Raw genomic sequence first — 13,281 nt, 5'->3', positions numbered from 1 at the left:
CATGTCCGCCCCTGAGAAGCCCAAGGAACGCAGCTTCCCGAAGATCGAGTTCACCGACTCCGAAGCCGGTGCGCTCGTGTTCCCGAGTTCCAAGAGCCGCAGCTACTCCTACTTCAAGCCGGCGAAGCTGCGCGCGACGATGTACGAAGACGTCACCGTCGACGTGCAACCCGATCCGGATCGGCACCTCACCCAGGGCTGGATCTACGGCTTCGGTGACGGTCCCGGTGGCTACCCGAAGGATTGGACGGCGGCTGAGTCATCCAACTGGCACGCCTTCCTCGATCCCAACGAGGAGTGGAACCAGACGATCTTCCGCAACAACTCCGCCGTCGTGCGGCAGGTCGAACTGTGCCTGAAGAACGCCAAGCGGGCCCGGGTTTACGACGGGTGGAACTCGGCCTGGTTGACGTTCATCGAACGCAACGTCGGCGCGTGGATGCACGCCGAGAACGGGTTGGCGCTGCACGTCTTCACGTCGATCCAGCGGTCCGGGCCGACCAACATGATCAACACCGCAGTCGCGGTCAATGCCGCCCACAAGATGCGCTTCGCCCAGGACCTCGCGTTGTTCAACCTGGACCTGTCCGAGGCCACCGAGGCGTTCGACGGCACCGCCCACAAGGCGGTGTGGCAGGAAGCGCCGGAATGGCAGCCGACTCGCAAGGTCGTCGAAGAACTGACCGCCGTGGGGGATTGGTGCCAGCTGCTGTTCGCCACGAACATCGTGTTCGAGCAATTGGTGGGGGCGCTGTTCCGCAGCGAATTGGTCATGCAGATCGCCGCCCGCAACGGCGACTACATCACCCCGACGATCGTCGGGACCGGCGAACACGACTACGACCGCGACCTCAACTACACCCGTAACCTCTTCCGGTTGCTGGCGCGCGATCCCGAGCACGGCGAGGCCAACAAGGCTCTGTTCGGGGAGTGGATGAGCGTGTGGGTGCCACGTTGCCTGGACGCCGCCCGTGCCCTGCAACCGATCTGGTCGGCTCCGGCCGACAAAGCCGTCACGTTCGCGTCCAGCCTGGACGCGGCGGTCGCGAAGTTGTCAGCTCTGCTTGAAGAAATCGATCTCGACGTCCCCGAGGAGTTGAACAAATGACGATGCAATTCGGATCAGCCACCGAGTTCTCCAACATGTGCGGTGTCACACTGATGAACACACCGATCGGTCGGGTCGTCGCCGAGGTGATGGGGGCCAAGGAGGGCGTCGAACTCACCGAATACCCGTCGATGATCCGCGTCGACGGCGTGCGCCTGCTGAGCTTCGACTACGACGAACTCTCGCAAGCCCTCGGTGAGGAGTTCGACGGCTCCATCTTCGAAGAGATCAGCTCGACGCACTACGGCCGCATGGTGCATCTCGACGACAAGACGATGCTGTTCGCCAGCCCCGAGGACGCCGCCGAGTACATCGGCTTCGACCTCACTGCGCAGTAGCAATTCCACACAGCCCATAGAGCAAGGACTTCGCCATGTATGAAAAAGACGGCCAGCAGTACTTCATCGTCGACGGACACGTTCACCTGTGGGACGGGCGCGCCTCGAACCAGAAGAACGTGCACGGCAGGCAGTTCATCGACTGCTTCTACGACTATCACAAGAATCTCAGCCCCGAAGACGAGGTGTGGGATTACGACACCTATACCTACTACGGCGGCGACCGGCTGATGAAGGACCTGTTCGTCGACGGCTACGTCGATCACGCGATCTTCCAGGCCACGCTGCTCAGCGACTTCTACGTCAACGGCTTCGGTCAAACCGAGGAAGCGTTCGCACTGACTCAGCGCCACCCCGGAAAGCTGACCTACAACCACGCCTACGATCCCCGCTACGGGGAAGCCGGCCTGGAGCAATTGCGTCGCGACGCCGACCGGATGAAGCTGCAAGGTGTCAAGCTCTACACCGCCGAGTGGCACGGTGACTCGCGCGGTTACAAGCTCGACGAACATTGGTCGAGGCGCTACCTCGAAGAGTGCGTCAAGCTGGGCATCAAGAACATTCACGTGCACAAGGGCCCCACGATCCGGCCGCTGGATCGGGATGCCTTCGACGTCGCCGACATCGACAAGGTTGCCACCGACTACCTGGAGTTGAACTTCGTCGTCGAGCACGTCGGGTTACCCCGCTTGGAGGACTTCTGCTGGATCGCTACCCAGGAGTCCAACGTCTACGGCGGTCTGGCCGTGGCTATTCCCTTCATCCACACCCGCCCCCGCTATTTCGCGCAGATCATCGGTGAACTGCTGTACTGGATCGGTGAGGACAAGATTTTGTTCTCCAGCGACTACGCATTGTGGACTCCGAAGTGGTTGATCGAGAGATTCGTTGATTTCCAGATCCCTGATGACATGCAGGGTGAGTACGCACCAATCACGGTAGAGCAGAAACGAAAGGTCCTCGGCCTCAACGCCGCGTCGTTGTACGACATCGATGTGCCCGCCGAGCTGCGGTTGCCGACACCCGGGCAGGACACGGTGGAGGTCGCCGCCGGCGCCAAGGAGAGCGTGTCGTTATGAGCACTGCAGTACTTTCCGTCGAAACGGAGATCCTCGACGCGCTAGCGACGGTGACTGATCCCGAACTCGACGAGCCGATCACCGATCTGGGCTTCGTGCGATCGGTGTTCATCGACGATGAGGGAGTCACCGTCCACCTGCGGCTTCCCACAGCATTCTGCTCACCGAACTTCGCCTACCTGATGGCCTCCGACGCGCTGGACGCACTGCGGGCGTTGGCTGAGGTGGGGCAGGTCCGGGTACTGCTCGACGATCATCACGACAGCGACAAGATCAACTCCGGGCTCGCTGCTGACGCCGGATACCTGGGCACCTTCGGTGTGGAGGCGGAAGAGAGTCTTGATGGTCTGCGAGATATGTTCTGGCGCAAGGCGCATGCCGCGGCGATGGAGCGGGCGATCGGGTCGCTGTTGCGACAGACGCCGATGGACGTCGACCAGATCGGGCGCCTCCTGCTGCGCGATCTGCCCGAGGGTAAGCCGAAGGTTGCGCTGTTGCGCCGCCGGTTCGCCATTGGGTTGAGCAACTGTCCGAACAGCCGGGTCCTCGTCGACGACGACGGCAAGGCGATTCCGCCCGGGTCGGTTCCGCTGCGTTTGCGGTTCGCCAAGTCGGTACGCATCTCGATGGAGGGTAATTCGCACTTCTGTCGGGGATTGCTGGCCACCCGTTACGCCGATGACGAACCCGCGGGTGCCGTCCCTGTCGTTACGAACATCAGAACCCGAAGGAGTGTGTGATGAAAGCTGTGCAGGTGGTGGGCTACCACCAGAATCTTGAGATGGCGGAGGTTCCCGTTCCGACGCCGACAGGGCCCTTCGACGTCGTGGTCAAGATCGGCGGGGCCGGGGTATGCCGGACCGATCTGCACATCCTCGAAGGGCAGTGGGCGGAGAAATCCCAAGTTCAGCTGCCGTACACGATCGGACACGAGAACGCGGGCTGGGTACAGGCGGTCGGTTCAGCGGTGACCAATGTCGCCGAGGGCGACAAGGTGATCGTCCATCCGCTGATCACCTGCGGACTGTGCCGGGCCTGCCGCTCGGGTGACGACGTGCACTGCGAGGCCAACGCCTTTCCGGGTATCGACACCAATGGCGGATATGCGGAGTATCTGAAGACCTCCGCGCGCAGCGTGGTGAAGATCGACGATTCCCTGGAGCCGTCCGACGTCGCCGCCCTGGCCGATGCGGGCCTGACCGCCTATCACGCCGCCGCCAAGGCAGCCCGTAGGCTGACCCCCCGCGACCGCGTGGTCGTCATCGGCGCGGGAGGGCTGGGCCACATCGGCATTCAGGTGCTCAAGGCGCTGTCACCGGCCGAAATCATCGTCGTCGACCGCAACCCCGAAGCGCTCAAGCTCGCCGAAGCGATCGGTGCCGACCGCGGTGTCATCGCCGACGGAAACCAGGTCGAGCAGGTGCTCGACCTCACCGGTGGTCACGGCGCGGAGACCGTGGTCGACTTCGTCGGCGAAGGTGGCGCCACCCGCGAAGGGATCGCCATGCTGCGCAGGGCTGGTGACTATCAGGTGGTCGGCTACGGCGAAAACATCAACGTGCCGACGATCGACGTCATCTCCACCGAGATCAACTTCATCGGGAACCTGGTGGGGTCCTACAACGACCTGTGTGACCTGATGGCGCTCGCCGCCCGCGGCGCGGTCAACCTGCACACCCAGAAGTACGCCCTGGACGACTTCCAGTCCGCTATCACCGATCTGGACAACGGCAACGTCCGCGGACGCGCGATTCTCGTCCCCTGACACCCTTCGTTACCAGCACGCCCCGAAAGGATATACGGCCATGGCCAAAGAACTGCGGTTCAACTCCGATGCCCGCGCACGTCTCGAACAGGGTGTGAACGCACTCGCCGATGCGGTGAAGGTCACTCTCGGCCCGAAGGGGCGCAACGCCATCTTGGAGAAGCTGACGGGCCCCCCGACCATCACCAACGACGGCGTCACGATCGCGAGGGAGATCCAACTGCGGGATCCGTTCGCCAACATGGGCGCCCAGCTGGTGAAGGAAGTGGCGATGAAGACCAACGGGGTGGTCGGCGACGGCACCACGACCGCGACCGTGCTGGCACAGGCGATGGTCCGCGAGGGTCTGCGCGCCGTCGATGCGGGCGCCAACCCGATGCGCGTGCGGCGCGGTATCGAGCGCACCATTCCCGTCGTGGTCGAGTCGGTGCGCAACCACAGTGTGAATGTCAGCGGCAGTGACGACCTTCGCCGTATCGCCGCCCTGGCGGCCAGCGACGACGACTCGATCGGCGACGTCATCGCCCGCGCTGTCGATCACGTCGGGAAGTCGGGTGTCGTCACCACCGAGGAGAGCGACACCCTCGGAATGGCGGTCGACGTCGTCGACGGGATCGAGTTCGACCACGGGTACATCTCCGGCTACATGGTCACCGATCCCGAACGCATGGAAGCCGTGCTCGACACCCCGCTGATCCTGCTGACCAACAAGAAGATCACCCAGGTTCAGGAGATCATGCCCACCATCGAGGTGGCCAAGCGTGCGGACCGTCCGCTGCTGGTGGTAGCTGAGGACGTCGACGGCCCGGCGCTGCAACTGCTCGTCGGCGGGAACATGCACAAGACCATGCAGTCGGTGGTGGTGCGCGCCCCCGGCTTCGGTCATCGACGCGTGGCCGAACTCGAAGATCTCGCCGTCGCACTGGGCGGGCACGTCATCGCCAAGGACACCGGCATCGAGTTGACCGAGATCGAGCTGGCGCACCTGGGTTCTTGCGACCGTCTCACCGCGACGGAGAACGCCACCACCATCGTCGGGCCGCACGGTCAGCAGAACTTCGTCGACGCCCGCGTCGCCCAATTGGAGGCGCAGCGTGAGCGGGCGAAGCTCGACGCCGATCAGGACAGCCTCGATCTGCGCATTGCCCGGCTCACCGGACGCGTCGCGGTCATCCGCGTCGGAGGAGCGACCAGTGTGGAACTCAAGGAGCGGATGCTTCGTGTCGAAGACGCACTCGCCGCGACCAGGGCCGCACTCGAAGCGGGGATCGTCTCCGGCGGTGGCACCGCACTGGCGCAGGCGCACCGGGCGCTGGACACCTTGGAGCTAGTCGGTGACGAGGCGACCGGTCGTGACGTCGTGCGCCGGGCGCTGGCCGAGCCGCTGCGGTGGATCGCGATCAACGCGGGTTTCGAGGGCGACGACGTCGTCGACATCGTCGCCGACCTTCCCTTGGGACACGGATTCAATGCGCTCACAGGCGAATACGGTGACATGTTCGACGAAGGCATCATCGACCCCTTCAAGGTGACGCGCGCCGCGTTGGAGAGCGCGGCATCCATCGCCGCCCTGCTCATCACCACCGAGACTGCGGTAGTGGAGGAGGTCTACGGACAACCCGGCGCGATCATGGCGCCTGGTTTCGGTGATCTCGCCGAGGGCATGGTCCGGCCGTCGAACATCTACTGAACCCGCTACAGCAGTCTGATTGGAGCAGTCGTGATATTCATCGTGGTGAAGTTCCAGGTCGACCCCGCGCACCGGGACCGGTGGCCGTCACTGACAAAGGCTTTCACCGCCGCAACGCGAGCGGAGCCGGGAAACCTCTGGTTCGAATGGGCGCACAGCCTCGATGACCCGAACGAGTATGTTCTCGTCGAGGCGTTCAGAGACCAGGAGGCCGGCGTCGAGCATGTCAAGTCCGAGCACTTTCGCCAAGGTCTCGAAGCCATGCGACCTGCCCTCACCCGAACGCCCAAGATCATCCATACCGAGATCAACGGTGACGACTGGTCCCTGATGGGGGAGCTCGAGATTGCCCCCGGATAGCAGCACGGACACGCGACGTCGCGGCGGCCCTTCGCTGCCCGGTATCGACAGGGAGGTGTTGGACCTCGGCGTTCGCTGGGCCGCTTTTGGCGGTGCCAGCGCAGAAGACATCTTCGTCCTGTTCGGCTGGAGCGAGAATCAGTACTTCGAACGTCTGCAAGCCCTTACGGACCGCTACGTGACAGCAAACGAATCGCTGCGGCAATGCCTGACGGATGTGTGCGGTCGGCGCCTGATGGAGGCCGCCAGTCGGATGCCGTGATCGATCCGCCGAGGCGACCACCCCGACTCTTGCCGTCCCCATCCTGCTGTTGCACCGCCGCGGGAACTGAGCACACCGAACATCGGGAAGTGCGGTACATTCATTTCACCGACCGACCGACCGGTATGTGAAAGGTGTGTGGTGATGGTGAGGCGACGAGTGTCCGTGGTGGCGGCGGTGGTGGCGGTGCTCTTCGGCGCCGGGGTCGTCGTCGGGGGAGCGGGACCTGCCGACGCGTTCTCGCGACCGGGCCTGCCGGTCGAGTATCTCGATGTGCCGTCGTCGGCGATGGGACGCGATATCCGCGTCCAGTTCCAGTACGGCGGGCCGCGGGCGGTCTATCTGCTCGACGGGATGCGCGCCCAGGACGACTTCAGCGGATGGGACATCAACACCCCCGCGTTCGAGTGGTACGAGGGCTCGGGTCTGTCGTTGGTGATGCCGGTCGGTGGCCAGTCCAGCTTCTACACCGACTGGTATGAGCCCTCCGACGGGAACGGGCAGGCCTACACCTACAAGTGGGAGACGTTCCTGACGCGCGAGCTGCCGGCGTGGTTGTCCGTGAACAGATCCGTATCCGCCACCGGGAGCGCCGTTGTCGGATTGTCGATGGCCGGATCCTCCGCGCTCTCCCTGGCGATCTGGCACCCGACGCAGTTCGTCTACGCCGGAGCGCTTTCGGCGGCGCTGAACCCGTCAGAAGGGTGGTGGCCGACGCTGATCGGCATCGCGATGAAGGATGCCGGTGGCTTCAACGCCGAAAGCATGTGGGGTCCGTCCAGCGACCCGGCGTGGCAGCACAACGACCCGACCGTCAACGTCGCGAAGCTCGTCGCCAACCACACCCGGATCTGGATCTACTCCGGCACCGGAGCGGCGTCGGACTTCGACGCCGACGCCAGCGTCGGGAACCTGGCCGCCGCGCAGTTCCTGGAGAAGTTCCTGGGCCGAACCAGCCGCACGTTCCAGGAGCGCTATCTGGCCGCCGGCGGGCGCAACGGCGTGTTCAACTTTCCCCATGACGGCACCCACAGCTGGGGATACTGGGGCCAGCAATTGCTGCAGATGAAGCCGGACCTGCAACGGGTCCTCGGAGCTGTGATCTAGCGAATGGGTTCTCGGGCAACCGATTACACCCGACCGCACGGTGGTCGTCGCGCGCTGGTCGTCGCGGTACCATGTGGCATGACCAGGCAGGAATCGGCGGCGCGGACCCGGCTGTCACTACTGGACGCCGGTGTTCGGGTGTCGAAGGACACCGGCCTGTCCGGTCTGAGCATCAATCGCATCGTCGAGGAGGCGGGCGTCTCCAAAGGCGCGTTCTTCCATCACTTTCCGGACCGCGCAGCATATCTGCTGGCGTTGCACCGCGATTTCCACGATCGCATCCTCGACGAGACCCGCGGCGTGATGGACACCTATCCACCGGGGGCCGAGCGGCTGCTGAGAGCGAGCCGCACCTACCTGGACGCCTGTCTTCGCGAGTACGGCGTGCGCGCGCTGCTGCTGGAGGCCCGCGCCGAGCCCGTCACCGCCGCCGAGGTCCGCCGGCGCAACCGGGACACCGCACACCTGTGTGAGCCGGACTTCGCCGCGATGGACTGGCCCGACCCCTACCCGGCAGCACAGCTGTGGGTCGGCATGACTGCCGAGGCCGCATTGCTGGAGTTCGACGCAGGCCACCGGGTTCGGGCGCTGCGGCTGTCACTGGCCCGGTATCTGGACGGCGCACCCGAATTGATCGGTGCCTGATGGCTGCGCGGACAGACGAACTCACCCGCTTCGTTCGCGAGGCCCTCCAGCGCGGCATACCCCGCCCGGACGTTGAGCAGGCGCTTCACGAAGCCGGCTGGCAGCCCGAGCAGGTGAACAAGGCCATGGCGAGCTTCGCCGAGGTTGAGTTCCCGGTTCCCGTTCCCCGGCCCGTACCGCACGTCTCGGCGGTGGAGGCGTTCCGCTACCTCGTGCTCTTCACCGCGCTCGGCATCACCGCGTTCTCGGTGGTGGGACTCTTCTTCACGCTGGTCGACTACCTGTTCTACGATCCGGCAGCGGTGCCGGTCAGTCCCGACACCTGGGTGCCCGGTGTGCTGTGGGCGGTGGCGCGCGTCATCATCGCCTTCCCGGTGTTCCTCATCGCCTCGTGGCTCGTCGCCCGGTCTCTCGATCAAGATCCGGCCGGGCGCGGGTCGGCGATCCGCCGCTGGTTCACCTATCTCGCGATGTTCGTGGCGGTAGCCGTCATCATCGGCGACTTCGTGACACTCGTGGCGTATGTGCTTGCCGGCGGTACCACGGCACGGTTCCTGCTCAAGGTGCTGGTGGTGGCGGTCGTCGCCGGGTTGATCCTCGGCTACTACCTGTGGGACATCCGGGACACCGAACGCGGACGGCGGCCCGTCCCGGCCCTGTTCCTCGGCGTCGCGGCGCTGGCGAGTGTGGCGGCGGTGGGGGCGGGGCTGTGGCTGATGGGTCCGCCGTCCGAGCAGGCGTCCCGCCGTATCGACGACCGGCGGGTGGAGGACCTGCGTTCGCTCGCCGCCGGCGTCGACCGCTTTTACGAGCAGAACGCCGAGTTGCCGGAGAGCCTCGGCGAGTTGAGTGCGGCGCTGCCGACGCCAGTTCCGCTCGACGACCCGTCGACCCGCGCGCCCTACCGCTACTCGCCGGGCACCGACAGGACGTTCGAACTCTGCGCCGATTTTGCGCAACCTTCGGGTGAGGGCCTGCCGCCCGACTCGATCTGGACGCATGCCGCGGGCACGCAGTGCTTCACGCTGACAGCCGGCGACAAGGAGAGACGATGAGGCCGACGGCCTGACCGGCCGCGCTCACCCACCCCGCAGTCGCCGCGGACCAGGGTCATCCGATCCCGACATCAGAGGGGTTGACCGTAGACGGCGACCACCACAGTTCTGTCAAGCCGATTCTCCGACCACACACCTATCTCCGTGTTCGCACAGTTGCGCATGGTGGCGAGGTATCTGGGGTTCGCGTACCACTGGTTGATGAGCTCCACCCCGCTGATTGCGAGCGCGGGATTGATCGCGACGGTCTGCTCGACGTCGCCGGTGTACCCCGCTGCGGTGGCGCGGTCTTGTGGCGATGACCCGTCTGAACCCGCGTCTCCGTCGAGCCAGCGTTGGTTCAGCACGTCGATGGTGTGCCACTGCGCTGCCAGTTGCAGCTGGGGGTTGATCTTGATCGCGGTGGGACAGCTTTCGCGATACTGGACGATGGTGACCATCTGAACGACGGCCTTGTTGAGCCTGCTGTTGTCGGCATGGCTGTGCGGTGGGCCGGTCACTGCGGCCACCAGTGCCAGCGCGACGAGCAGCGCCACTGGCCCACTCGATCGGGCAAGGACAGGTGCGGGGAAACTATACGGTCGCATAGACATTGACCTCTCGGTGCGATCAGAGGGGGGCGAAATCTGAGATGAGCCAGCGCCCGTCGACGTTGTCCAGCGTGACCTTGACACTGGATGCGGTCTCTGTGGGTGGGTCATCTGCGACCGTCGTGGTCTGATTGACGAAGACGATGACGACGGCGTGGTGAGCGGTCGCTGAAATCGGAGCCGCTGCCGAAACAGCGGCAGTTGAGAAGATGCGTTGCTGTTTTGCTCCCGGTATCACGACATCGTCGGTCAGCGTGGTGAATGCGTCGAGAAAGCTCCCGGTGAGATTCTCGCGTGCCGCTACCAGATCGGTGTCGACGGAGGCAGGTTCATAGGTGAGCAGTGCGACGGTCCCTGCGCTGGCTGCGCGCACCGACTCGTTGCTTGCCTTGAGTTCCGCCTGTGTCGAAACCACCTGCCATTTCAGGAATCCGGCCGCGGTCGCCAGTAGAAGGAGCGCGACTGGCAGGACACCGAAAGTCAGCACGCGGGCCACAGATTTGCGGCGTCGGCCCGCGCCGACGTCTGCGATGGCTTCGGTACCATCGTCAGTCGGCGGTGCTGTGTCCTCGGACTCTTCGTCTGTCTCGAAGCCGCCCCCTTCGGACAGACGAGCCTCCCGGCTACGGAACGTACTGAACATTGGACACCTTCTCCGTTGACCCCACGCGCTGAACGCTGATCCGCATCCGCCACAGCCTTGCCGGCGCCTCGGTCCCCGCAAGCCACGTCTTCACCGATATCGCGACCAGCACATCGGCGTGGTCGCCGTCGACGGATTCCAATCCCGCTTCGACGACCGTCCCTTCTGTCCTGGATTGGGCACGTTTGACGGTCTCGACGAAGCCGGCCGAGCGCTGCTCGAAATCCTCGCGGAATGGGCCGATCGACGATTCGAGGATCTTCGTCACCTCGGCGTCGGCATTGTCCGGGTTGATAGTCGTCAGACTCACCGCACCGTCACGTCCAGCCGCCAGAAACTGATCTCGTTGATTCTGATCGCGCACTGCGGCATGGGTCTGCACACCCAACCAGCCGACCAACAACGACAACGCCAGCAGGGCGGCCAGGCCGAACGTCACTGCCACTCGCGTGGTGTCACGGGGCGAACCGGCGCTCGGAGCACCAGCCGATTCGTGTACATGAGTGGCAATTTCGGTATCGGAGACGCTTTCCCGCTCGGCTTCTCCGGAGCGGGTATGGACCTGGTTCATCGGCCCCTGGGTGCTGGCCGCGGCGTTACCCGCGGTGATGTCGCGGTCGCCCGTGTCCACATGGTCTTTGGTCACGCTCTCCGCGGCCATACCGATTCCCTTCTGGTGCAGCATCCTCAAGAACCCGAAGTGAGAGAAACCGGATTCTGGCCGGCGACCTCATTCGGGGGATCTTCGTTTTCTGGCTACGCGAGGCTTTGCTGCAACTACCCGACGACACTTCGTGAGGTGTTGCGTCACGTCAAGGTAGGTGTCTTCAAATGATGGAACCAGCGCGCCGGGCAGTACGGGTAGGCAACCCAATACGTGTCAGCAGCATGTGCTCACCATATGAAATGACGGCGATTGTTGCTCATCTCCGGCGGTGTTGGACTCTGCCCTAATGGTCACCGTAGTCCAACACGGCAACAAACCACCGTTGTTCGAACTCGAGAGGAGCGGTCGGTAGTAGTCATGGAAGCGTTTGCCAAACAGATGCGGGCCGTCGGCGGGTTCTTTGCCACCGCGATCGACACGGCGGTAGTCGCACCGCAGCCGCCGTTCGCATGGCGCGAGCTGATCTTCCAGATGTGGTTTGTCGCGAGAGTATCCATTGCGCCGACGATCATGCTGGCACTGCCGTTCACTGTCCTGTCGGTGTTCATCTTCAATATCCTGCTCGTGGAGTTCGGTGCCGCGGACTATTCCGGGGCGGGCGCTGCGTTCGGCGCCGTCACGCAGATCGGTCCCATGGTCACCGTCCTCGTGGTCGCCGGCGCCGCAGCTACCGCAATGTGCGCCGACCTGGGGGCGCGCACCATCCGGGAAGAACTCGACGCGATGCGGGTGATGGGAATCAACCCGTTGCAGGCTCTAGTAGTACCGAGAGTCCTCGCCACGGTGGTCATTGCCCTGCTGTTGAACTCAGTTGTCGCCGTGGTGGGTGTCGTCGGTGGCTTCTTCTTCTCGGTCTTCGTTCAGAATGTGACGCCCGGGGCGTTCGTCGCGAGCATGACGCTTTTCACCGGACTTCCCGAGATCATCATCTCGCTGGCCAAAGCGGCCTTGTTCGGTCTGGTCGCCGCGCTGATCGGTTGCTACAAGGGTATTTCCGTCGGCGGCGGACCCGCCGGTGTGGGAACCGCGGTGAACGAGACCGTGGTGCTCTCATTCATGGCGCTGTTCGTCATCAACGTCATCGTGACCGCAGTCGGCGTGAAGGCGACGATGTGACCGGCAATGCTCCGAGCACCCTGATGCCCAGGTTGCATCGGGCCGTCAAAGACTTCACCACGGGCTGGAACCGCATCGGGGTCCAAACCCAGTTCTACGGAACGGCGATCAAGTCGATCGGTGACGCCGTCCTGCACTATCGCGGTGAGATTGCCCGCCAGATAGCCCAGATGAGCCTGGGCACCGGCGCACTGGCTGTGGTCGGGGGCACCATCGTGATCGTCGGCTTCCTCACCCTGTCCACCGGTGCACTCATCGCGGTCCAGGGCTACAACACGCTGGCAGGGGTGGGTGTGGAGGCGCTCACCGGCTTCACATCCGCGTATCTCAACGTTCGAATCATCGGTCCACTGACCACGGGTATCGGCCTGGCGGCGACCATCGGAGCGGGTGCCACCGCACAGCTGGGCGCCATGCGTATCGCCGAGGAGATCGACGCACTCGAGGTGATGGGAGTTCGTTCCATCGCGTACCTGGCATCGACCAGACTGCTCGCAGGAATGATCGTCGTCATCCCGCTCTACTGCGTCGCCGTACTGATGTCGTTCATCGCCGCCCGTGTCGGCACCACATTCATCTACGGCCAATCGACAGGTGTATACGACCACTACTTCAAGACATTCCTGAACCCGATGGACCTCGTGTGGTCTTTTGTGCAGGCCCTCGCCATGGCTGTCGCCGTGATGGTCATCCACACCTATTACGGGTTCACCGCGGCGGGCGGGCCCGCAGGGGTCGGAGAAGCCGTCGGGCGGGCAGTCCGCGCCTCGCTGATCGTCGTCGTGTTTGTCACCCTCGTCATCTCTCTGTCCGTCTACGGGCAGTCGGGCAACTTCAATCTTTCCGGATAAGTGAC

At 64.1% G+C, this 13,281-nt stretch carries 16 protein-coding genes; 13 read left to right on the top strand and 3 right to left on the bottom strand.

What is annotated here, in order from left to right; all coding sequences use genetic code 11:
• The first annotated feature begins 1 nt into the window (after position 1).
• The 11 genes from G6N53_RS01550 to G6N53_RS01500 all read left to right on the top strand — a co-directional run bounded on the left by G6N53_RS01550 (position 2) and on the right by G6N53_RS01500 (position 9,409).
• On the top strand, positions 2–1,108 hold the full coding sequence (locus G6N53_RS01550) for an aromatic/alkene monooxygenase hydroxylase subunit beta (RefSeq protein ID WP_163886573.1): 1,107 nt from the start codon (positions 2–4) through the stop codon (positions 1,106–1,108).
• Positions 1,105–1,446 (top strand): propane 2-monooxygenase effector subunit MimD, encoded by a 342-nt coding sequence (gene mimD / locus G6N53_RS01545; protein WP_163886572.1) that lies wholly within the window; start codon positions 1,105–1,107, stop codon positions 1,444–1,446. The genes G6N53_RS01550 and mimD overlap by 4 nt, the downstream gene beginning before the upstream one ends.
• A gap of 35 nt (positions 1,447–1,481) precedes the next feature.
• Positions 1,482–2,525 carry an amidohydrolase family protein gene (locus tag G6N53_RS01540; RefSeq protein WP_163886571.1) on the top strand — a complete coding sequence of 348 codons (1,044 nt, stop codon included), beginning with the start codon at positions 1,482–1,484 and terminating at the stop codon, positions 2,523–2,525.
• Entirely contained in the window at positions 2,522–3,265 is a 744-nt protein-coding gene (locus G6N53_RS01535) for an iron-sulfur cluster assembly protein (protein WP_163886570.1), read from the top strand. The genes G6N53_RS01540 and G6N53_RS01535 overlap by 4 nt, the downstream gene beginning before the upstream one ends.
• Entirely contained in the window at positions 3,265–4,290 is a 1,026-nt protein-coding gene (locus G6N53_RS01530) for an NAD(P)-dependent alcohol dehydrogenase (protein WP_163886569.1), read from the top strand. Before G6N53_RS01535 ends, G6N53_RS01530 begins: the two co-directional genes overlap by 1 nt.
• Positions 4,291–4,330: 40 nt before the next feature.
• Positions 4,331–5,980 carry a chaperonin GroEL gene (gene groL / locus G6N53_RS01525; RefSeq protein ID WP_163886568.1) on the top strand — a complete coding sequence of 550 codons (1,650 nt, stop codon included), beginning with the start codon at positions 4,331–4,333 and terminating at the stop codon, positions 5,978–5,980.
• Between the two features lie 30 nt (positions 5,981–6,010).
• Positions 6,011–6,340 carry a putative quinol monooxygenase gene (locus G6N53_RS01520; protein ID WP_163886567.1) on the top strand — a complete coding sequence of 110 codons (330 nt, stop codon included), beginning with the start codon at positions 6,011–6,013 and terminating at the stop codon, positions 6,338–6,340.
• A 55-nt stretch (positions 6,341–6,395) separates the two neighbouring features.
• Positions 6,396–6,602, top strand: coding sequence for a hypothetical protein (locus G6N53_RS01515; RefSeq protein WP_237166323.1), 207 nt, complete (start codon positions 6,396–6,398; stop codon positions 6,600–6,602).
• A gap of 144 nt (positions 6,603–6,746) precedes the next feature.
• Positions 6,747–7,709 (top strand): esterase family protein, encoded by a 963-nt coding sequence (locus G6N53_RS01510; RefSeq protein ID WP_163886566.1) that lies wholly within the window; start codon positions 6,747–6,749, stop codon positions 7,707–7,709.
• Positions 7,710–7,787: 78 nt separating this feature from the next.
• Positions 7,788–8,354: a TetR/AcrR family transcriptional regulator gene (locus tag G6N53_RS01505; RefSeq protein ID WP_163886565.1), complete on the top strand. Its 567-nt coding sequence runs from the start codon at positions 7,788–7,790 to the stop codon at positions 8,352–8,354.
• A complete protein-coding gene (locus tag G6N53_RS01500; protein WP_163886564.1) occupies positions 8,354–9,409 on the top strand; it encodes a DUF5671 domain-containing protein in 1,056 nt (351 codons plus the stop codon). The genes G6N53_RS01505 and G6N53_RS01500 overlap by 1 nt, the downstream gene beginning before the upstream one ends.
• A gap of 71 nt (positions 9,410–9,480) precedes the next feature.
• Here the strand turns inward: G6N53_RS01500 and G6N53_RS01495 are convergent, their stop codons facing one another.
• The 3 genes from G6N53_RS01495 to G6N53_RS01485 are packed head-to-tail and all read right to left on the bottom strand — an operon-like array spanning position 9,481 to position 11,303.
• Positions 9,481–9,996 carry a CAP domain-containing protein gene (locus tag G6N53_RS01495; RefSeq protein ID WP_163886563.1) on the bottom strand — a complete coding sequence of 172 codons (516 nt, stop codon included), beginning with the start codon at positions 9,994–9,996 and terminating at the stop codon, positions 9,481–9,483.
• Positions 9,997–10,018: 22 nt separating this feature from the next.
• The gene (locus tag G6N53_RS01490; RefSeq protein ID WP_163886562.1) at positions 10,019–10,642 is read right to left on the bottom strand and encodes a hypothetical protein; all 624 of its coding nucleotides are present in this window, start codon (positions 10,640–10,642) and stop codon (positions 10,019–10,021) included.
• Positions 10,623–11,303 (bottom strand): Rv1363c family protein, encoded by a 681-nt coding sequence (locus G6N53_RS01485; RefSeq protein WP_163886561.1) that lies wholly within the window; start codon positions 11,301–11,303, stop codon positions 10,623–10,625. The genes G6N53_RS01490 and G6N53_RS01485 overlap by 20 nt, the downstream gene beginning before the upstream one ends.
• A gap of 363 nt (positions 11,304–11,666) precedes the next feature.
• Here G6N53_RS01485 and G6N53_RS01480 point away from each other — a divergent pair, with 363 nt between their 5' ends.
• A complete protein-coding gene (locus tag G6N53_RS01480) occupies positions 11,667–12,425 on the top strand; it encodes an MlaE family ABC transporter permease (protein ID WP_163895293.1) in 759 nt (252 codons plus the stop codon).
• On the top strand, positions 12,422–13,276 hold the full coding sequence (locus tag G6N53_RS01475) for an ABC transporter permease (protein ID WP_371870786.1): 855 nt from the start codon (positions 12,422–12,424) through the stop codon (positions 13,274–13,276). The genes G6N53_RS01480 and G6N53_RS01475 overlap by 4 nt, the downstream gene beginning before the upstream one ends.
• The last annotated feature ends 5 nt before the right edge of the window (positions 13,277–13,281 follow it).

Origin of the sequence: Mycolicibacterium hippocampi (assembly GCF_010723735.1) — a bacterium.
GTDB lineage: Bacteria > Actinomycetota > Actinomycetes > Mycobacteriales > Mycobacteriaceae > Mycobacterium > Mycobacterium hippocampi.
Note: the sequence above shows the minus strand (reverse complement) of the source record. Positions and strands in the feature narration are given on the sequence as shown.